The organism is Bacillus mesophilus, from assembly GCF_011008845.1.
GTDB lineage: Bacteria > Bacillota > Bacilli > Bacillales > SA4 > Bacillus_BS > Bacillus_BS mesophilus.
The window spans coordinates 1-19957 of the sequence record NZ_JAAIWM010000017.1; the positions used below are offsets into that span (position 1 = coordinate 1).

A 19957-nucleotide genomic window follows, 5' to 3' on the forward strand; every position below is an offset into this window, starting at 1 on the left:
ACTTGCATGTATTAGGCACGCCGCCAGCGTTCGTCCTGAGCCAGGATCAAACTCTCCAATAAAGTGTTTGATTGCTCATTACACCGGCAATCTACTGAGTTTTTTCGCGTTAGCGAAAATAACTATATAGTAGATCTAAAAATTTATTACTTGCGTTGGTTTTTAAAGACCAACACGCTTGACGTTTTGTTTAGTTTTCAAAGAACTATTTATCTCATCGCTCAGAAGCGACTTTATTAATATATCATATATATTAAATTGAAGTCAACATCTTTTTAAAAGAAGTTTTTAATGTTTTTTAATGTCTCTCACAAAAGCGACTTTAACAATTTATCATAGATGTTAATAAAGTGTCAAATGTTTTTTCTAATTTAATCATTTGGACTATTCAACAATGAGAAATCAACAGGCTCTTTATTCTATAGTGAAGGATTAGGTATTATATTTCTTTTTATACAATCTGATATAAAAAAGAAAACAAATGGTTTTCCCATTTGTTTTCCCTAAAGGATATACGTTTGAATGATTATAAGTGCAACTACACCCGGAATTCCGAAGAAACCTGATACAGATGATGTTGCTAAATTAATTGGGACGTGTAGATCAATCATTGTCCCAAAAGCATTTAAAAAGAACAACAACAGTGCGCCAATCATAATCTTAATTAATCCTTGGCCAATCCACCGTACTGGTCTAATTGGTGCACCAACAATCAACAGTAAGACAATTACTCCACCTAGTATGGATAGAATTATGGTTGGTTCCATAAGATTTAATTCCCCCTCTTGTACATGCCCTTCTTTTTACATGAATATGAGGAGAATCTAAAAAAAGAACTTATAAAACCAAACCACTAACGCAATAGTGTAACTTTTCTTTTCTTCGCTTCTCTTATAAGGAAAAGATATTTAGCTTCTGCAAGTTTTAAATGGTACAGGACCTCCGCAGAAGGTTCCACACATCGGTTCACTATTTCTTTTTGACGCATCCATTCATTTTTATTTTTCTCTAAACTTTCTATTAATTGTTCATTAAAGGATTTTCTTAATTTTCCTTTTCTTTGGAAAAACATGAATGGACCTCCTATCCTTAGAGTTCTCTTCTTCCTTCTAGTGCCTTCGAAAGAGTAACTTCATCAGCATATTCTAAATCGCCTCCAACTGGTAGTCCATGAGCAATTCTTGTGATTCTGATTCCAGTTGGCCTTAATAATCGAGAAATATACATCGCTGTAGCTTCCCCTTCAATATTAGGATTTGTTGCAAGAATAACTTCTTGAACGGTATCATCCTGAAGTCTCTTAAGAAGGGTTGCAATATTAATATCCTCTGGACCAATTCCATCCATCGGAGAAATCGCTCCGTGCAATACATGATAGAAGCCAGTATAATCACGCATTTTTTCCATTGCAATTACGTCTTTTGGATCTTGTACTACACAAATGACTGATTTATCTCTGGATTGGTCCTCACATATTTGGCATGGGTCTTTATCCGTGATATGCCCACAAACCGAACAATGTGTAAGATTCCTTTTGGCATTGACTAAGCTTTTCCCGAATTCTAAAACATCGTCTTCTTTCATATTTAACACAAAAAAAGCCAGCCGAACCGCTGTTTTCGGTCCAATACCTGGCAGCTTCATAAAACTATCAATTAATTTGGATATAGGCTCTGGATAATGCATTTGTCTTCCTCCCTGTTAACAAACAGACAGATAACCTCTATTAAAACATTCCAGGCAAGTTTAATCCTTTTGTAAATTGCCCCATTGTATTATTAGTTAGTTCTTCTGCTTTCTTTAAGGCATCATTTGTTGCAGCTAATACAAGGTCTTGAAGCATTTCTATATCGTCTGGATCAACGACTTCCTCTTTAATATTTACTTCTAGGACTTCTTTATGTCCACTAACAATAACTGTTACCATACCACCGCCAGCAGTACCCTCAATTCGCTTCTCCCCAAGTTCCTCTTGAGCTTTTGCCATTTGTTTTTGCATTTTTTGCATTTGTTTCATCATATTTCCCATATTTCCGCCACCACGCATAATGTAACCTCCTAAGTTTTAATCTTCTATTATTTCAATGAGCTCTGTACCAAAAAGCTTTTGTGCTTCTGTAATAAGAGGATCATCTTCCTTTTGTTTATCATCCTCTGTATCATTACGTTGCTCACGAATATACTCTTCCCTTATTTTTCCCCATTCTGGTTCTGGGACAGCAATCATTTCATATCTCTTTCCAATAATATCAAGAAGAATACCCTCTAAATTATCACGAACATTGTTCGTATTCTCAGCTGCCATTTTGCAATGAATTTCAAATTTAAAGGACAAAATGAAGGCTTTGTCAGATGCAGCAACCGGTTCACTTTCACTTAATAGCGCAGCATGTGAAACTTTATTTTGTTTTTTTAGCTGCTCAAGCATATTGCCCCAATTACTTTTAATCTGATTTAAATCCTGTCGAGTTGCTTGTTTAAGAACTTCTGTTGCTCTACCTACCGGTACACGATAACTACTTTTGTTCACTTTTTGTACTCTTTGATCTTTTTGAGCTGTTACCTCTTGTGAGTTAGCATTAACAGTGATGCCCTTATCTTTCAAGTGAGCAACTTCTTTTTCTAAATCCTTCACCCGTTGAACTAAGTGTTCTACTTCTGGTAAGGCTTTAGACTCCTGTTGACAAAGCTGAACAATTGCTATTTCTAAAAGGATTTTGGGATGATTTGTCCATTTCATCTCTTGCTGACATTTATTCAGGATATCAATGATTTCATAGATCCTTTCAACCCGAATCTCATCTGCCAGTTGCTTAAATGATTCATCTACTTTTACTCTTACTAATATATCCTCAAGTTGAGGAGATGATTGATATAAGAGAATATCACGGTAGAAATAAATGATATCTTCAATAAACCGTTTTGGATCCTTCCCTTGATTCATTAGTTCATCAAGAGCCTGTAATGCAACTGGTACCTGTTGGCTTTGGATTGCTTGTACAAGCGTCATTAAAAATTGCTGCGAAACGGCACCGGTTATCATTAGGACGTTATCAAGTGTAACCTGCTCCTCACTTAGTGCAATTGCTTGGTCAAGTAAGCTTAACGCATCTCGCATCCCGCCATCCGCAGCCCTTGCCACAGCAAGTAACGCATCCTCATCAATGGCAACCTCTTGTTCTTGGACAATCGTGTTCATTCTGTTAACAATGGAACCCGCTGAGATCCTCTTAAAATCAAATCTTTGGCATCTTGATATAATGGTCAAAGGTATTTTATGTGGTTCAGTTGTTGCTAGGATAAAGACAACATGTTGTGGAGGTTCCTCTAGCGTTTTTAATAATGCATTAAAAGCTCCAATGGATAACATATGTACTTCATCAATGATATAGACTTTATATTTAACCGTACTTGGTGCAAACTTTACTTTATCACGGATATCTCTGATCTCATCTACGCCATTATTTGAAGCTGCATCAATTTCGAACACATCAGGATTAGATCCATTTGTTATTGTTTTGCATGCATCACATTGATTACACGGTTCACTTACAGGTGCTCGTTCACAATTTATAGCTTTTGCAATAATTTTAGCGGCACTTGTCTTCCCTGTTCCTCGAGGTCCTGAAAACAAATAAGCATGTGTGATCTTCTCGTGAAGAAGGGCATTTTGAAGAGTTTTTGTGATATGTTCTTGTCCAACTACATCTTGGAAGCTTTGTGGCCTCCACACCCGATATAATGCTTGATATACCATTGAAATCCCCTTCTTCTCTTATCATCTCATCTATTATACCGTAACTATCTTTTCAATTTCAAAGAATAATGAGAATCATCCATTATAAATAGTAAGGTTGTATATACAAAAAAACTCACCCGTTTTACGAAGTGAGTTTTATATGTGTATAAACTACCGTGCACCTTCCGTCGATTTAACACCATAAGCGTTACCTTAGCAGTTAGCTCGGTTCAGGCAACCCCGCGGCACACGAGATGGTCCACTTACTGCTGCTTCCTTCCGGACCTGACAGGGTTCATGGATTCCCGTTGCGCAGGACCCGAACGTCAACACCACTTACTAAGGGCAGACCTTACAGTGAATAAACCTCTGGAAGGAATTCGGCCTCGCTAGAGCGGATTGCGAGTACAGGGCACCGCTACCTCCCCGCTTAGCACGGCAAAGTTGATACCAATATTAGTGCGTCACTGGGACGCATAAACAAGTATATAACGTGTGAGACAAAAATGCAACGATGATACCTATCTTAATATTTGGTTTCTAAGGAACCTTTTTTCTTTTTACGTAAAGTTTGGAAAAAGTTTGTTAGTAATGCCCCACATTCTTCTTCTAATATTCCGCTCTCAACAATTGATTGATGATTAAATCTTGATTCTTGTAATAGGTTCATCAAGGTTCCTGCACAACCACCCTTAGGATCCTTAGCTCCATAGACCACTCTTGGAATTCGTGAAAGTACAATTGCTCCTGCACACATTGGACATGGCTCCAGAGTAACATATAAAGTGGTATCCTCAAGTCTCCATGTGCCGAGCTGTTTACACCCTTGATCAATTACTAGCATTTCTGCGTGGGCGATTGAACGTTGTTCAGTTTCCCTTAAATTGTAACCAGATGCGATTACTTCTCCATCTTTAACAAGAACAGCCCCAATTGGAACTTCACCGATTACCTCAGCTTTCTTTGCTTCTTTAATAGCCAGGCTCATAAACTTTCTATCTAATTCTAAAGTCAAACTTGAAAACTCCTTTATATAATTCAGTGTAATGTAATTAGCTAGTCTTTATAATTTGGTGAATAAATTGACATTTCTTTCTGTTATTGAAAATAAACTTACTACTAGTCATTTCCTGCTTATTTTTAATACTTAGAACTGTTTTACGAGGCTAAAGGTTTGGAAGAAAATAAATCCTTATATGATTCTAGTGGTCAGGATATTATAATCCGACACAAGATTAATCCTTATTTTCAGACTAACCTTATCAAACTGTCACTTACTATTTTATCAAAGGTTTTTATTTAATAAAGGGGGGTTATCATGCAAATTCATGTTATTCAACGTGGGCAGACCTTATATGGTATTGCTCAAGCATACGGAACAACCGTCAATGATATAGTAGAGGCAAATGAACTAAATCAACAAAGTGGACTTGTAATTGGCCAGACACTTGTCATTCCAATTATCGGCCGTTTTTATTGGGTTAAATCTGGTGATAGTTTATGGTCGATTGCTAATAGGTTTGGACTCTCATTTCAAAGACTTGCTCAAATCAACCGGATTTCTCCAACCCAACCACTTCAAGTTGGTACTAAGTTATATATTCCACCATTACCTAAGCGTAACGCTGAAGTTAATGCCTATGTTGAACCATTAGGTGGTACAGTCAAACCTGAAATAGAGGCAGCTGCAAGGGAAGCAGCTCCATATTTAACGTATCTAGCTCCATTTAGTTTTCAAATACTTCGTGATGGTACATTAAAAGAACCATTATTAAATAACTTTCCTTCTATAGCAAGTGAAAACCAAGTTACCCTTATGATGGTTGTTACTAATTTAGAAGAGGGACAATTTAGTGATGAGCTTGGACGGATTATTTTAACAAATGATTCCTTACAAGATACATTACTCACCAATATTATTACAGCTGCAAAAAAATATAATTTCCGTGATATCCACTTTGACATGGAATATCTCCGACCAGAAGATCGCGAAAGATATAATGCATTTCTGAGAAAAGCGAAAGCTCGACTTTCTGCTCAAGGATTCTTACTATCTACAGCATTAGCACCGAAAACGAAGGCTGATCAAAAGGGAAAATGGTATGAGGCACATGATTATAAAGCACATGGTGAAATTGCAGATTTTGTAGTCATTATGACTTATGAATGGGGCTATAGTGGTGGACCCCCAATGCCTGTATCTCCTATAGGACCAGTACGTGAAGTGTTAGAGTATGCTCTTACTGAAATGCCCGGCTCTAAAATAATGATGGGTCAAAATTTATACGGATATGATTGGACGCTTCCTTTTGTACCTGGAGGTCAATATGCCAAAGCGGTTAGTCCTGTCAGAGCAGTTGAATTAGCAGCCCAAAATAATGTGCCAATTAAGTATGATTATCAAGCACAAGCGCCTCATTTTGATTATGTGGACAATGAAGGTAAAGAACATAAAGTATGGTTTGAAGATGCAAGATCTATTCAAGCAAAATTTGACCTTATTAAAGAATTAGGATTAAGAGGTATTAGCTATTGGAAACTAGGATTGCCTTTCCCGCAAAATTGGCTATTAATTACCGAGAATTTTAATGTTACTAAGCAATGATTTTGACAGTCCTACTTGTAAAAAGTAGGATTTTTTTTATTTTATCCTCAGCCACTTCACTCTGTGATAAAATGAATACTGTTATGTAAAAATTTGATTCATTTTGTCAGATTTTAAGAGTTAGGGGGAGCACGATGAGTCAAACACCATTTATTACTGTAGAAGGACCGATTGGTGTCGGTAAGACCTCGCTTGCAAAAGAAATAGCAAATCGGTTCCATTATCATTTATTAAAGGAAATTGTAGACGAAAACCCATTTTTAGGGAAATTCTATACAAACATTGAAGAATGGAGCTTTCAAACAGAGATGTTCTTTCTCTGCAATCGTTATAAGCAGCTAGAGGATATTCATACTTCATACTTAAAGAAGAACCAACCCGTTGTCGCAGACTATCATATTATGAAGAACATGATCTTTGCGGATCGCACGTTAAATGAATATCAATCTCAAAAATATAGACAAATTTATGAGATTCTTACAAATGATATGCCTGAGCCTAACGTTATTATTTACCTTCATGCAAGTCTTGATACCCTTCTTCATCGCGTGGCTAAGCGTGGAAGAGAAATTGAAAAACAAATGAGTGCTGCTTATCTTCAACAACTTATTGAGGATTATGAAAGAGCAATGGAACTTTTTCAAGTAATCAACCCACATATTCCAATCATTAGATTAAGTGGCGATGACCTGGACTTTGTCATGAATGAACAGGATTTAGAAACAATACTAGAGACAATTGAATCAACGGTTAAAGGGAGAGCAGCCTTATGATTTTACGTGAAAAATACGGGATTCCAAGTAATGCCGTTATTACAATTGCAGGCACAGTCGGGGTTGGAAAGTCAACGATGACAAAAGCTTTAGCTGACAGTTTAGGGTTTCGTACATCTTTTGAAAAAGTAGATACTAATCCTTATCTAGATCAATTTTATCTAGACTTTCAGCGCTGGAGTTTTCATCTTCAGATTTATTTTTTAGCAGAACGTTTCAAAGAACAAAAGAAAATATTCGAATATGGAGGCGGGTTTATCCAGGATCGTTCCATTTATGAAGATACAGGGATATTCGCCAAAATGCATTACGACAAAGGGACAATGACTGGGGTCGATTATGAGACCTATACAAGTTTATTTGACGCTATGGTCATGACGCCCTATTTCCCACATCCTGATTTGTTAATCTACCTTGAGGGAAGTATTGACGATATACTGGATAGAATTAAAGTGCGAGGTAGAACAATGGAGCAGCAAACTCCGATTGAATACTGGAAGGAAATGCATACACGCTATGAAACCTGGATTAATAACTTTCATGCTTGTCCCGTACTAAGATTAAATATTAATGAGTATGATGTACTTGCTAACGATTCATCTATAGAACCAATTATCGAGAAAATTAGCAGAATGATAAACAATAAAACACCAATTAATATCTAGATAAAAAAGGATGTGGCTGCCCACATCCTTTTTTAATTAGTTCCTTTTTTAAGCAGTTCTACAAAATGCAATAAAATCTTCGCTGTCAGTCCCCAAATCACCTTATTTTCATAGTTGTAAAAATGCTCCTCCTGCTTTCTAATCTTCCAGTCATAATTCTCACCACCGGCAATAAGATTCACTGGAAAGCTCTCATCTGGTTGAACCTTAAAATTCACATGATATACCTCTGGTTCATTCTCCAAAAAGAATGAGAGTGGAACTACGAATATTTCTCCCACTTCTGCTGGATTTAACTTAATTGAATCAAGAGATTGAATGAATCCTACAAATGAAAAAATCATCATTCCAAACGGAGAAATCAGATAGTCTAAAGGAAATACCTCTTGAATATCCTCCTCATGTATACCTAACTCTTCTCTTGTCTCCCGTAAAGCTGCAGCCATATTAGTCTGGTCACTATAATCAATTCTTCCTCCTGGAAAGCAAATATCACCTGGTTGCCTTCTTAGCTGTTCCGAGCGAATCTCGAAAAGTACATGGACTTCTTCCTCTATTTCAATAAGAGGTAGCAAAACCGCATATTTAGAGAGTTTTTCATGACCCAACACAGAAGGTATATGCCCGTTAACTTTGTTTTTTATGGTTTGTGAATCCATTCCGTTTCACCTCATTTCTATCATTCAAGGATAACCCCATCTTTTTTTATTAATTATAAATTAAATATGAATTTTGTCCCCATCATATTCATCTAACAAAGAACATATAATTCATACTAGTTCTATCTAATGTGAGTGAATCCTTCTCCTTATTAACCCCTTTTCTTATTTGTTTACAGAATAATGGTTACAATTTATAATAAGTTGTATAAAGGAAACAAATATGCATTTGTACAACTCACCATTTAAAATAATATTCATACTAATATACATGAAGATACAGCAAAAAGTCTAAGAAGCTTTCTGCTTAATTTTTTACCTAAATGTTTCCCTAAGGAAACTTTAAGTCTCTAAGGCAAGTTTATTAATTAACTAAAACAGGAGGAACACAAGATGGCTGAAAATCTATTATTAGCATTCGGATTAACTTTAATGGCTGGTCTAGCAACAGGGATTGGAAGTTTACTGGCATTCTTTACGACACGAACAAACACAAAGTTTTTATCTATTTCACTTGGCTTTTCCGCAGGGGTCATGATTTATGTATCAATGATTGAAATTTTCGTAAAAGCAAAAGATGCCCTTGTGGGGGAATTAGGAGAAGTCTCGGGTAACTGGATGACTGTTGCTGGATTTTTCGGAGGAATGCTCTTAATTGCTTTAATTGATAAGTTCATACCGAAGACCGGAAATCCTCATGAACTTAAGAAAGTTGAGGAAATGAACAATCAACCCCAAAACCAAAACTTATATCGAATGGGAACGTTCACAGCACTTGCCATTGCAATTCATAACTTTCCTGAAGGAATTGCTACATTCACGGCAACTTTACAAGACCCTACAATAGGTATTGCAATAGCAGTTGCCATTGCGATTCATAATATTCCAGAGGGAATTGCCGTTTCTGTACCTGTATATTTTGCAACCGGCAGTAAAAAGAAGGCATTTAAGTTATCTTTTTTATCAGGTTTATCGGAGCCAATCGGTGCCATTTTCGCTTATTTTATTCTAATGCCTTATTTGAATGATATAATGTTTGGTGTCATTTTTGCTGCTGTTGCGGGAATTATGGTGTTTATCTCTCTTGATGAACTATTACCAGCAGCAAAGAAATATGATGAGGCCCATCTATCTATTTATGGATTAATTGGTGGCATGGCAGTAATGGCCCTAAGCTTACTGTTATTTATTTAAAATTAGGATCTTATTGTGAAGGGGCTCTCGGGTCCCTCCACAAAATTAAATTTGTACTTTCAATATTACTTCCGTTACAAAGCCTAAAACTATTATTTATGATAAAATGTTCGAAGGAATGATATAAAAAGGAGGGATTCCAGTGCCAACACCTAGTATGGAAGACTACCTAGAAGTAATTTATCTGATCTTAGAAGACAAGGGTTATGCTCGTGTAACTGATATTGCTTCCTCTCTTGATGTGCTCCCTTCCTCTGTAACAAAGATGTTGCAAAAGCTTGATGAAAAAGAATTAGGAATATATGAAAAGTACCGCGGATTCATCCTTACTTCAAGAGGAAAAAAAATCGCCAAAGATATCGCAGATAAGCACCAAACATTAGAAGACTTCTTTCGAATTTTAGAAATTCCCTCAAAGGATATCTATAAAGAGGTAGAAGGAATTGAGCACCACATTGGAAAGGAAACAACCTTTTGCATCGCAACTCTCATCCAATTCTTAGAAGAGAATCCCGAGATAAGGAAATCTTATTTATCTTATCGAAATAACATTAGTAATAATAAATAACCAAGGCATCCATCTAGGATGTCTTTGTTATTTATTGCTCATCGATATAGGATTGATATTTATATATCTTTAGTAACTTGGAGTTGAATGTAGCAAAAAAGATAAATGCTGAATGAGACGATCCAATGACAAAAGAAAGCAATAAAAAAACCAATTACAAGTTGTAATTGGTATAATCTCCATTTTATGCACATGTTTGCGTGTGTATCGATAAAAATATGGCGGAGGAAGAGGGATTCGAACCCCCGCGCGGTTTGACCCGCCTGTCGGTTTTCAAGACCGATCCCTTCAGCCGGACTTGGGTATTCCTCCGTATCGACAAGTAATAATATATCAAATTCTAAATTACTTGTCAACAACATTTCAAAAGAAAGAGACAAAGTCCCTTTCCCCCTACTTAATAACTTCTTTATTCCCCATATAAGGACGTAATACCTTTGGAATAATAACCGTTCCATCTTCCTGCTGGTAGTTCTCCAAAATGGCTGAAACCGTTCTTCCTACCGCTAATCCAGATCCATTCAAAGTATGAACATGTTCTGGCTTTGCATTTGGCTCTCTACGGAAACGAATGTTAGCACGTCTTGCTTGGAATGCTTCAAAATTACTACAAGAAGAAATTTCACGATATGCATTATAGCTCGGTATCCAAACTTCAATATCATACTTCTTTGCAGCTGTAAAACCAAGATCAGCAGTACACATGCTCATCACTTGGTATGGTAGCTCTAATAGCTGGAGTACCTTCTCAGCATGTGAAGTTAGCTTTTCTAATTCACCATAAGAATCCTCTGGTTTAACAAATCTAACAAGCTCAATCTTATTGAATTGATGCTGTCTGATTAATCCCCTTGTATCACGGCCTGCAGATCCCGCTTCTGAACGGAAATTAGCACTGAATGCTGCATAACTGATTGGGAGCTGATCTCCATTTATTATTTCATCACGATGTAAGTTTGTTACTGGAACTTCAGATGTTGGAATGAGGAAGTAATCTTCTCCAACAATTTTAAAGGCATCCTCTTCAAATTTAGGAAGCTGTCCAGTTCCAATCATGCTATCTCGATTTACGATAAATGGTGGAATGATTTCCTTATACCCGTGCTCATCACTATGCAAATCCATCATAAAGTTTATTAGCGCACGTTCTAAACGAGCACCTAATCCCTTATAAAAAACAAATCGGCTGCCAGTAACTTTTCCAGCTCGTTCAAAGTCTAGAATATCTAATCCGTTTGCGATATCCCAATGTGGCTTCGGTTCAAATGAAAACTGTGGCAGTTCACCCCATGTTCGAATCGTAACATTGTCATCCTCGGTCTCTCCTACTGGGACACTTTCATGAGGAATGTTAGGGATAGATAATAATAATTGCTCAAGTTCTTGCTCCACTACTCGAAGATCGTCATCTAGTAATTTAATGCGATCTCCAACTTCTCTCATTTCTACAATTAAAGTCTCAGCATCCTTTTTCTCACGTTTTAATTGTGAAATTTGTTGAGAGACTTCATTTCGTTTTCCTTTTAAGACTTCTGCCTCCGCAATTAGTGCACGGCGTCTTTGATCTAATTCTTCAAATTTACCTAGGTCTGAGAGATCCTCACCACGATACTTCAACTTGCTTTTAACTTCCTCAAAATTTGCTCGTAAATGTTTTAAATCTAGCATTACACATACCTCCTTGTATTTTAGTATTAAAAAAACAAAAAACTCCCGTCCCTTATAAAAAGGGACGAGAGTATACCCGCGTTGCCACCCTAATTGAAGACAGAATCATCCTATCTTCCTCTTGGGTCTCTGTAACGGCAGAAAGCCGAAAATAACTACTTGGGGGTTGCCCTTTCGATATTTCACTCTAGGATGGATTCACGTGTATCTCACATCGGTTCACAGCAACCACCGACTCTCTGTTTGAAAGAACACACGCTACTAGTTCCTATCATCGATTTAATATAACAAATTTTTGTAATTATTAATTTACTACAAGTTTATACAGGTTTCAATAGTTTATACTATTTTACTTAGATTCTTTCACCATATTTACAAAATATTGTGCAAAACGGTGATCATCTGTAAGCTCGGGATGAAACGCACATCCTAAGAATGGTCCTTGACGAACGGCTACGATTTTTTCATTATGCTTTGATAAAACTTCTACCTGCTCTCCTACTTCAACAACATAAGGAGCGCGGATGAAGACACCAACATAGTCTTCTGCTACACCAGAAATCATTAATTCTGCTTCAAAGCTATCCTTCTGGCGACCAAATGCATTACGTTCAACCGTTATATCCATAACCCCAATATGAGGTTCATCATACCCAACAATATTTTTTGCTAAAAGAATTAACCCTGCACATGTACCAAACATCGGCTTTTCCTGTGCAGCAAATTCCTTTAAAGGCTGCATAAAATCATACTTATCAATTAGGCGCCTCATTGTTGTGCTTTCTCCACCGGGAATGACAAGACCATCTATTTCATTGAGCTGCTCATGTCGCTTCACAATAACTGTCTCAGCACCCGACTGCTCAAGAGCCACAACATGCTCTCTAACTGCTCCTTGTAATCCTAATACGCCTATTTTAACCATTTACTAAACTCCTCTTTATTACCAGCCGCGTTCTTGCATACGTTGTTCTGGTAGTAATGATGAAATATCTACACCCTTCATTGCTGAACCTAAGTTCTTAGATAAAGATGCAATTAACTCATAGTCCTCAAAGTGAGTAGTTGCTTCAACAATAGCACGAGCAAACTTTGCTGGGTTTTCTGACTTAAAGATCCCTGACCCTACAAATACTCCATCTGCTCCAAGTTGCATCATTAACGCAGCATCAGCAGGAGTAGCGACTCCACCTGCAGCAAAGTTTACTACAGGTAAACGTCCTAGCTTTTTAATTTCTAATAATAATTCAAATGGAGCACCTAATAGCTTTGCTTCCATCATCACTTCATCTTCACTCATTGCAACAAGCTTACGAACTTGTGCATTTACTTTTCTCATGTGACGAACTGCTTCTACGATATTTCCTGTACCAGGCTCACCCTTTGTACGAAGCATTGAAGCACCTTCACCAATACGTCTTGCAGCTTCTCCAAGGTCACGACAACCACAAACAAATGGTACAGTAAATTGTCTCTTATCAATATGGTACTCCTCATCTGCAGGAGTTAAAACTTCACTCTCATCGATATAATCAACACCAAGAGATTCTAATACACGTGCCTCAACGATATGACCAATACGAGCCTTTGCCATTACTGGAATAGTTACAGCCTTTACTACATCTTCCACGATTGTTGGATCAGCCATACGAGCTACTCCACCTGCTGCACGGATATCTGCAGGAACACGCTCAAGAGCCATAACTGCTACAGCACCAGCTTCTTGTGCAATTCTTGCCTGCTCAGCGTTAACAACGTCCATGATAACGCCACCTTTTTGCATTTCTGCCATACCTCTTTTTACTCTTTCAGTACCTGATTGACTCATTATAAATACCCCCTATATGTAAGCTTGCTCATGTTTAATTAGAAAAACATCAGTAGTATAATACTATCGTTTTTCATCTACTATCTTTTTAACAAAAAACATAAAATATTACAAACTGCTTGTCATTGTATTATTCTACATTAAAAGTAAAAAAAAACCTACTATTAATATTTATAAAGAATGCTCACACTTAAATTAGTAGTAAACCTAAAGAAAAAACTCCCGTTTATGGGAGTTTTACATTTAAAATAAACCTTTAATTCCATTTGCGGCACTTGTCCACAATTCTCCAAAGAAACCACCAATCGCTTGCATGAACAATACGAATCCATTTGATTTTTCAATATCGGAAGTGGTTACAAGCTCAGTAGTTATGAGGTCATGACCATTTGAAGTTAAGAAGCTTAGTTTTCCTTCGCCTGTATATTCTACAGTTACAGAACCTACCTTCATGCCCTTTTCAATAGGGGCAGTTAAGGCACCCTCTTCTGTTAGAAGTTCCTCATCCATAATTACCAATGGTTTATACATTTCCTGTTCACCACGTTTAATTAATAGTGATAAGGCATTAGTAGATTCAATCTCGACTTCTTTTTCTTTTCCTTTAACAACTGGTAATACAGACTGTTCACTTGGCTGATAACCAGCTGCTAGTACTTCTTGTACTTCATAATTACTAAAACCGTAATCGAATAACTTTTTTGTTTCACCAAATCTACTCTCATAATCAGCTGTTTTCATCACAACAGCAATGAGTCGAGTTCCATTTCTCTCTGCTGTTCCTGTGAAGCAGAAGCCAGCCAAATCAGTAGAACCTGTTTTAAGGCCATCCACACCCTCATATCCATATACAAGAGTTGGTAGCATCCAGTTCCAGTTCGGCATTTCTGTTCGGTCTGGTGTTCCGTCTCTAAATACCGCCTTAGGGATACTAGCTGTATCAAGTACTTCTGGATAATCGTTTAGCAGGTGATACGCAAGCTTTGCTGTATCACGAGCTGACATTAGATTCTCCTCATCCGCTCCAGTTCCTTCCGGATGCTGACCTAGCAAATCTTTATTATTTAAACCAGTTGTATTTACAAACTTAAAGTTTTCTAAACCTAATTCTTTTCCTTTTTCATTCATCATCTTTACAAAGTTTGTTTCAGAACCTGCAATTAGTTCAGCTAACGCAATCGTAGATCCGTTTGCTGAGTATATAGCCATTGATTCATATAGTTCCTTAACATTGTACTTAAAGTCAGATCGTAATGGTACATTTGATAATGCACGATTTTGTGAGATTTGATATACATAATCTGAAATCCCTGTTTCTTGATCCCACGATATTTTCCCATCGTTAACTGCCTCTAAAACAAGATACTCAGTCATCATCTTTGTCATGCTTGCAGTAGGAAGAGCAATATCAGCTTCTTTTTCATAAAGAACTAAACCAGTTTTTCCATCTACTAAAATAGCAGATTGTGCACCAAGATCTAATATATCAGTTTCAGCAGCTAAGCTACTGTTAGGAAATAACGTAACAATTACAAGTGTTAAAGCTAAATATAAATATAAAATGAAAGATTTTTTCGTTCCTTTCACTATTCATCCCTCCTCTAAGTTGTCCCATCATATTCTACCATAGGATATCGCAAAAAAATAGACAGAGATTGATTCTCTGTCTTGAAGAGGTATATTGTACCAAATAGACTTATAAAGAGTAATTTGGTGCTTCTTTTGTTATTTGAATATTATGTGGGTGACTTTCTCTTAAACCTGCTCCAGTCATTCGTATAAACTGTGAATTCTCTCTTAGCTCATGGAGTGTTTTCGTTCCACAGTAACCCATACCTGAACGAATTCCACCAAGTAATTGGTAAATCGTATCAACCAATGGTCCTTTATATGGTACTCTTCCTTCAATTCCTTCTGGAACAGCTTTTTGATTGTTTTCTTGGAAATAACGATCTTTACTGCCTTTTTCCATTGCACCAACAGAGCCCATTCCACGATAAACCTTAAATTGACGACCTTGGTATATTTCTCGGTCCCCAGGGCTTTCAGTTACACCTGCTAGTAAACTACCAAGCATTACGGCATTTCCACCTGCTGCTAATGCCTTAACCATATCACCTGAGTATTTAATACCACCATCAGCAATAATGGCCACACCATGCTTTTTAGCTTCAGTTGCACAGTCATAAACAGCGGTAATCTGTGGAACCCCAACCCCAGCTACAACTCTAGTAGTACAAATTGATCCTGGTCCAATTCCTACTTTAATTACATCTGCACCTGCTTCTATTAACTCTCTAGTTGCATCTGCTGTTGCAACATTTCCAGCAATTAAAGAGATGGCAGGATAATTCTCTTTTATTTCTCGTACTTTATCTAGCACACCCTTAGAGTGACCATGTGCAGTATCTAAAACAAGACAGTCTACACCGGCTTCTATTAGCTTCTTAGCTCTTATTAATGTATCTGCAGTTACTCCAACTGCTGCACCTACCAACAAACGTCCTTGGTGATCCTTTGCAGAGTTAGGAAATTCAATTACTTTTTCAATATCTTTAATGGTAATGAGACCTTTTAGAATTCCATCATCATCAACTAGTGGGAGTTTTTCAATTTTATATCTTTGTAAGATTCTTTCTGCTTGTTCTAGGTTTGTTCCAACAGGGGCAGTTACTAGGTTTTCTTTGGTCATAACATCTTCTATTTTTATGGAGAAGTCTTGAATAAAACGGAGGTCACGGTTAGTGATAATACCAACTAATTTCTTATCCTCCATATTATTTACAATCGGTACACCAGAAATACGATATTTACCCATTAGGTGTTCAGCATCATAAACCTGATGATCAGGTGTTAAAAAGAATGGATTAGTAATAACTCCACTTTCAGACCGCTTCACCTTATCCACCTGTTCAGCTTGCTTTTCTATAGACATATTTTTATGGATAATACCTAGCCCACCTTGTCTAGCCATGGCAATAGCCATTTCAGCTTCAGTAACAGTGTCCATTCCTGCACTGATGACAGGGATATTAAGTATGACCTTATCTGTTAAAACTGTGCGTAAATCAACATCTCTAGGAAGTACCTCAGACTTAGCTGGAACTAACAAGACATCATCGAAGGTTAAGCCTTCTTTTACAAATTTACTCTCCCACATACCCATTCTCCCCCTAGTTTTGATAAAAATATTATTAGTAGCTTAACAATTGGTTAAAATACTGTCAAGAAAGTATTGATTTGTTAGAGTTTTCAAAAAACGTATTTTGGAGGGATATCCTTTGTTTGACCATCAAGCTGTATGGCAATCATACACTCCCTTTCATTCAGCAGCTAATGTTCAAGAGTATCTATTTAAGGTCTATAAGGAAAGTAATGTGGAAGACCCTGAAAAAGTGAGCTATCAAAATTGCTATCCATTTATATATTACTTAGATCATGGAAAAAGCTACTATCAATTATCCCAACAGGCACCTACATCTATAAAGCCTGTTTTACTTTTTTATGGAATGACACAGTTATTAAAGGCCTGTTTACTCTCAGTAGATCCAAACTATCCTGAATCTACTTCAGTATTAGCACATGGGGTTTCGACTAGAAAAAGAAAGAAGCAATCATACGATTTTCTTAAGGATGAAGTGAAGATACAGAAGAATGGTCTCTTTTCCCACTTTTCCCAGAAGATGTTTCATGTGGAACACCTTGATGGTGAAAAAATTGCTATGGTTTCACTTTTAAAAAGAATACCAGAGCTTAATTCTCTATTTGAGTTTAGTTATGGTGAGCTTGTATCAATACCTCTAACTAAAGGTGAAATGAATTCTTATAGTATGAATAGTAATATTCTTGATTTTTTTCATATGACAGAAGAAAGATTTACTGATTTCCTAACCAACAAACTAAAGCCGTTGGATAAGGTTACATATCAAAAAAATCAAGGAACCTTAACGTTCTCTCTAAAAAAAGATTTATTAAATTCAATTAGTTGTTTTCCATTTTACTACCATTATGAGGAGAATTCCTTTTACCTTTCAACAGACAGAGATGCAACAACCTATTGTCCAGAAATCATGGTGCATTATTTATTACTCTATAATTTAAGTATGATCTCTCGCTATGAAACAGAATGGTGGAGTGAGCTTCTACAAAATTCAAGTACGAAAGATCTGCCATTTATTCAACAATTTATAGATACAACTACTACAAAGATTCCAATATTACTTTCAGATTACTTATACGCCAAAATAAAAAAGAACCGTTGATGTCACAACGGTTCTGATCCTATTATTTTACTTCAATTTTAGTTAGAATATATTGTCCTTCGTCATTCTGATGGTATTCAATAATTACATGAGCATTTTTTTCGATGGTATTCCATTTAACATCTTTTACTTCGTCACCTAATTGCAATGTCATAGTTTTAAACTCTGTATTTACCTCAATAGAATTACTATCTACTTGACCTACATAGGCAGCTTCCTCACGAATAGTTTTAGAAGTTGTTTTATCTTCTTTTTCTGACTTTGTTACAGAAAGATTAGTTAACACATATTGATTATCATTATTTTTATAATATTCAATGACTATATGTGTATTCTTCTTAATGCTGCTCCAGTTTACATCTGTAACTTGATTAGTTAGTAAGGTAATGGTTTTATTTTCAGTGTTAACTTCTATTGAATGACTATCCACTTGACCTACATAAGCTGCTTCTTCTTTAATCAATTCTGGACTCTTTTCTTCTTCTTGATCATCTTCTTTTACTTCACTCTTTGTTATAGTAATATCATTTAAAACATACTGATCATTTTCATTCTTGTAATATTCAATGACTACATGAGCATTCTTATCAATACTGTTCCACTCTATACCATTTACCTCACCAGTTAGGAGTGTAATGGTCTGACTCTCTGTGTTTACTTCAATAGAATTTGAATCCACTTGGCCTACATAAGCAGCTTCCTCCGTAATAAACTCTTTAGTGACCTCTGGAGCAGTACTACCTTCTGAACCATTTACTGTTTCTACATCCTCCACTTGACCGACCGAATCAGTAGCTGTACCACATGCAGCAAGAGAAAGTGTTATTAAAAGATAAGAAATTACTTTAAGTTTTTTCATTATTATCCACCTCATATTAATTTTGATTTCACTTATGAGACGCAGCGTTTTCCATTATGTTGCATATTTTAAAAACTTTTTTTAGAAATTAGTAAAATGGTTTAAGAATAGAACAATGTATTATTCTAAAAGCATCTAACCAGATAATTTTTTTAAAATATGGAAATTGATTGAGTATTAAATTATAAAGCCGAGATTGATAGAGGATTTGAATTGAAAACTAATAAAAGGATCAATATTAGAAAGACAGTAGTTTATAATTGAGTTTTGTTAAGTTTTTCTATCTATTTATCTTTTTTATATAGTTACCTAGGCTTGTGAGAGGCATTAGTACGGTTTAAGAAGTTTATACTAGTGGTTTATCAACGATATTTCGATTTTATCAACGAAACCAACGAAACTAGCTAACTTTTAAACGAATAATTGTATTTTATCAACGAAATCATTACATTTATCAACAAAATTACTTTTTCTCCCATATTAATGAGCACTATTAGTTATACTCCAGGCTCCTCTCTTTTACACTTCCTCGACATCTAGTTTTACTTAATACCTTTACCTTTGATAGTCCATTTTACTTCCTTGACACAACAAAAAAGAGTAGCTACATGAGCTACTCTTTTCAACAATGCTTGGCGACGTCCTACTCTCACAGGGGCAATGCCCCAACTACCATCGGCGCAAGAGCTTAACTTCCGTGTTCGGATCCGGACTAAAATAAGCGGCGAATCTCTTCGTCAGCTTCATCCGTTCAGTCCTCACGTACAGTCGTACGCTCCGGGCTTCTCTCCTGACGCTTCCTTGACCTTCTTGCTTCTTTTAGTCCTCTAGTCTTTGTTGTATACTCTTTAGCACTTCGTGCTCAAAATACAAAAAAGAATAGCTACATGAGCTACTCTTTTCATCTTTGCTTGGCGACGTCCTACTCTCACAGGGGCAATGCCCCAACTACCATCGGCGCTGAAGAGCTTAACTTCCGTGTTCGGAATGGGAACGGGTGTGACCTCTTCGCCATCATCACCAAACTATAAGGGAATATTGTTCCCTCAAAACTAGATAATGTTTCGTATATAAGATTGTCATATTATATGGTTAAGTCCTCGACCTATTAGTATCTGTCAGCTCCACGTGTCGCCA

Annotated in this window: 19 protein-coding genes, 1 tRNA gene, 2 rRNA genes, 1 other RNA gene and 1 other annotated feature; of the genes, 6 read left to right on the forward strand and 17 right to left on the reverse strand. The window is 36.5% G+C overall.

Annotated features, from left to right (window positions below; all coding sequences use genetic code 11):
* The 8 genes from G4D63_RS21335 to tadA all read right to left on the reverse strand — a co-directional run.
* Positions 1-62: ribosomal RNA gene (locus tag G4D63_RS21335) — 16S ribosomal RNA — on the reverse strand; the annotation flags it as partial.
* Between the two features lie 441 nt (positions 63-503).
* A complete protein-coding gene (locus G4D63_RS21340) occupies positions 504-767 on the reverse strand; it encodes a pro-sigmaK processing inhibitor BofA family protein (RefSeq protein WP_163182083.1) in 264 nt (87 codons plus the stop codon).
* 86 nt (positions 768-853) lie between these two features.
* Complete coding sequence (locus G4D63_RS21345; protein WP_163182084.1) at positions 854-1072, reverse strand: YaaL family protein; 219 nt, start codon at positions 1070-1072, stop codon at positions 854-856.
* A 17-nt stretch (positions 1073-1089) separates the two neighbouring features.
* The gene (gene recR, locus G4D63_RS21350) at positions 1090-1686 is read right to left on the reverse strand and encodes a recombination mediator RecR (protein WP_163182085.1); all 597 of its coding nucleotides are present in this window, start codon (positions 1684-1686) and stop codon (positions 1090-1092) included.
* A gap of 40 nt (positions 1687-1726) precedes the next feature.
* Positions 1727-2047, reverse strand: a complete 321-nt coding sequence (locus G4D63_RS21355) for a YbaB/EbfC family nucleoid-associated protein (protein ID WP_163182086.1) — start codon at positions 2045-2047, stop codon at positions 1727-1729.
* 18 nt (positions 2048-2065) lie between these two features.
* Positions 2066-3757, reverse strand: coding sequence for a DNA polymerase III subunit gamma/tau (gene dnaX / locus G4D63_RS21360; RefSeq protein WP_163182087.1), 1692 nt, complete (start codon positions 3755-3757; stop codon positions 2066-2068).
* A gap of 156 nt (positions 3758-3913) precedes the next feature.
* An RNA gene (ffs, locus tag G4D63_RS21365) (signal recognition particle sRNA large type) lies at positions 3914-4178 on the reverse strand.
* Positions 4179-4265: 87 nt separating this feature from the next.
* A complete protein-coding gene (gene tadA, locus G4D63_RS21370; RefSeq protein ID WP_275580340.1) occupies positions 4266-4754 on the reverse strand; it encodes a tRNA adenosine(34) deaminase TadA in 489 nt (162 codons plus the stop codon).
* Positions 4755-5057: 303 nt separating this feature from the next.
* On the opposite strand from tadA, the gene G4D63_RS21375 reads away from it, so the two are divergent.
* The 3 genes from G4D63_RS21375 to G4D63_RS21385 all read left to right on the forward strand — a co-directional run bounded on the left by G4D63_RS21375 (position 5058) and on the right by G4D63_RS21385 (position 7782).
* The gene (locus G4D63_RS21375) at positions 5058-6344 is read left to right on the forward strand and encodes a glycoside hydrolase family 18 protein (protein ID WP_163182088.1); all 1287 of its coding nucleotides are present in this window, start codon (positions 5058-5060) and stop codon (positions 6342-6344) included.
* Between the two features lie 134 nt (positions 6345-6478).
* Positions 6479-7117, forward strand: a complete 639-nt coding sequence (locus G4D63_RS21380; RefSeq protein ID WP_163182089.1) for a deoxynucleoside kinase — start codon at positions 6479-6481, stop codon at positions 7115-7117.
* Positions 7114-7782 (forward strand): deoxynucleoside kinase, encoded by a 669-nt coding sequence (locus G4D63_RS21385; RefSeq protein WP_163182090.1) that lies wholly within the window; start codon positions 7114-7116, stop codon positions 7780-7782. Before G4D63_RS21380 ends, G4D63_RS21385 begins: the two co-directional genes overlap by 4 nt.
* A gap of 32 nt (positions 7783-7814) precedes the next feature.
* Here the strand turns inward: G4D63_RS21385 and G4D63_RS21390 are convergent, their stop codons facing one another.
* A complete protein-coding gene (locus G4D63_RS21390; protein ID WP_163182091.1) occupies positions 7815-8441 on the reverse strand; it encodes an NUDIX hydrolase in 627 nt (208 codons plus the stop codon).
* Between the two features lie 393 nt (positions 8442-8834).
* Here G4D63_RS21390 and zupT point away from each other — a divergent pair, with 393 nt between their 5' ends.
* Together zupT and mntR are read left to right on the forward strand one after the other, a co-directional pair.
* Entirely contained in the window at positions 8835-9635 is an 801-nt protein-coding gene (zupT, locus tag G4D63_RS21395) for a zinc transporter ZupT (protein WP_163182092.1), read from the forward strand.
* A gap of 142 nt (positions 9636-9777) precedes the next feature.
* Positions 9778-10203 carry a transcriptional regulator MntR gene (mntR, locus tag G4D63_RS21400; protein ID WP_163182093.1) on the forward strand — a complete coding sequence of 142 codons (426 nt, stop codon included), beginning with the start codon at positions 9778-9780 and terminating at the stop codon, positions 10201-10203.
* A 219-nt stretch (positions 10204-10422) separates the two neighbouring features.
* Here mntR and G4D63_RS21405 read toward each other — a convergent pair.
* The 6 genes from G4D63_RS21405 to guaB form a co-directional block, all read right to left on the reverse strand.
* Positions 10423-10515, reverse strand: a tRNA-Ser gene (locus tag G4D63_RS21405).
* Positions 10516-10596: 81 nt separating this feature from the next.
* Positions 10597-11871: a serine--tRNA ligase gene (gene serS, locus G4D63_RS21410; RefSeq protein WP_163182094.1), complete on the reverse strand. Its 1275-nt coding sequence runs from the start codon at positions 11869-11871 to the stop codon at positions 10597-10599.
* 57 nt (positions 11872-11928) lie between these two features.
* Positions 11929-12155 (reverse strand) — a binding site (T-box leader).
* 65 nt (positions 12156-12220) lie between these two features.
* Complete coding sequence (gene pdxT / locus G4D63_RS21415; RefSeq protein WP_163182095.1) at positions 12221-12796, reverse strand: pyridoxal 5'-phosphate synthase glutaminase subunit PdxT; 576 nt, start codon at positions 12794-12796, stop codon at positions 12221-12223.
* Between the two features lie 18 nt (positions 12797-12814).
* Positions 12815-13699, reverse strand: a complete 885-nt coding sequence (pdxS, locus tag G4D63_RS21420) for a pyridoxal 5'-phosphate synthase lyase subunit PdxS (RefSeq protein WP_163182096.1) — start codon at positions 13697-13699, stop codon at positions 12815-12817.
* A gap of 243 nt (positions 13700-13942) precedes the next feature.
* Entirely contained in the window at positions 13943-15286 is a 1344-nt protein-coding gene (locus G4D63_RS21425) for a serine hydrolase (RefSeq protein ID WP_163182097.1), read from the reverse strand.
* A 109-nt stretch (positions 15287-15395) separates the two neighbouring features.
* The gene (gene guaB / locus G4D63_RS21430) at positions 15396-16859 is read right to left on the reverse strand and encodes an IMP dehydrogenase (RefSeq protein ID WP_163182098.1); all 1464 of its coding nucleotides are present in this window, start codon (positions 16857-16859) and stop codon (positions 15396-15398) included.
* Between the two features lie 121 nt (positions 16860-16980).
* Between guaB and G4D63_RS21435 the strand changes: the two genes are divergently transcribed.
* On the forward strand, positions 16981-17961 hold the full coding sequence (locus G4D63_RS21435) for a YaaC family protein (RefSeq protein ID WP_163182099.1): 981 nt from the start codon (positions 16981-16983) through the stop codon (positions 17959-17961).
* A 22-nt stretch (positions 17962-17983) separates the two neighbouring features.
* Here the strand turns inward: G4D63_RS21435 and G4D63_RS21440 are convergent, their stop codons facing one another.
* The gene (locus G4D63_RS21440; RefSeq protein WP_163182100.1) at positions 17984-18820 is read right to left on the reverse strand and encodes a hypothetical protein; all 837 of its coding nucleotides are present in this window, start codon (positions 18818-18820) and stop codon (positions 17984-17986) included.
* Positions 18821-19729: 909 nt separating this feature from the next.
* A 5S ribosomal RNA gene (rrf, locus tag G4D63_RS21445) occupies positions 19730-19845 on the reverse strand.
* Between the last annotated feature and the right edge of the window lie 112 nt (positions 19846-19957).

Coding starts and splice junctions, on each gene's coding strand:
- G4D63_RS21340 (WP_163182083.1), bottom strand. CDS start 767: ATGGAACCAACCATAATTCTATCCATACTAGGTGGAGTAATTGTCTTA.
- G4D63_RS21345 (WP_163182084.1), bottom strand. CDS start 1,072: ATGTTTTTCCAAAGAAAAGGAAAATTAAGAAAATCCTTTAATGAACAA.
- recR (WP_163182085.1), bottom strand. CDS start 1,686: ATGCATTATCCAGAGCCTATATCCAAATTAATTGATAGTTTTATGAAG.
- G4D63_RS21355 (WP_163182086.1), bottom strand. CDS start 2,047: ATGCGTGGTGGCGGAAATATGGGAAATATGATGAAACAAATGCAAAAA.
- dnaX (WP_163182087.1), bottom strand. CDS start 3,757: ATGGTATATCAAGCATTATATCGGGTGTGGAGGCCACAAAGCTTCCAA.
- G4D63_RS21375 (WP_163182088.1), top strand. CDS start 5,058: ATGCAAATTCATGTTATTCAACGTGGGCAGACCTTATATGGTATTGCT.
- G4D63_RS21380 (WP_163182089.1), top strand. CDS start 6,479: ATGAGTCAAACACCATTTATTACTGTAGAAGGACCGATTGGTGTCGGT.
- G4D63_RS21385 (WP_163182090.1), top strand. CDS start 7,114: ATGATTTTACGTGAAAAATACGGGATTCCAAGTAATGCCGTTATTACA.
- G4D63_RS21390 (WP_163182091.1), bottom strand. CDS start 8,441: ATGGATTCACAAACCATAAAAAACAAAGTTAACGGGCATATACCTTCT.
- zupT (WP_163182092.1), top strand. CDS start 8,835: ATGGCTGAAAATCTATTATTAGCATTCGGATTAACTTTAATGGCTGGT.
- serS (WP_163182094.1), bottom strand. CDS start 11,871: ATGCTAGATTTAAAACATTTACGAGCAAATTTTGAGGAAGTTAAAAGC.
- pdxT (WP_163182095.1), bottom strand. CDS start 12,796: ATGGTTAAAATAGGCGTATTAGGATTACAAGGAGCAGTTAGAGAGCAT.
- pdxS (WP_163182096.1), bottom strand. CDS start 13,699: ATGAGTCAATCAGGTACTGAAAGAGTAAAAAGAGGTATGGCAGAAATG.
- guaB (WP_163182098.1), bottom strand. CDS start 16,859: ATGTGGGAGAGTAAATTTGTAAAAGAAGGCTTAACCTTCGATGATGTC.
- G4D63_RS21440 (WP_163182100.1), bottom strand. CDS start 18,820: ATGAAAAAACTTAAAGTAATTTCTTATCTTTTAATAACACTTTCTCTT.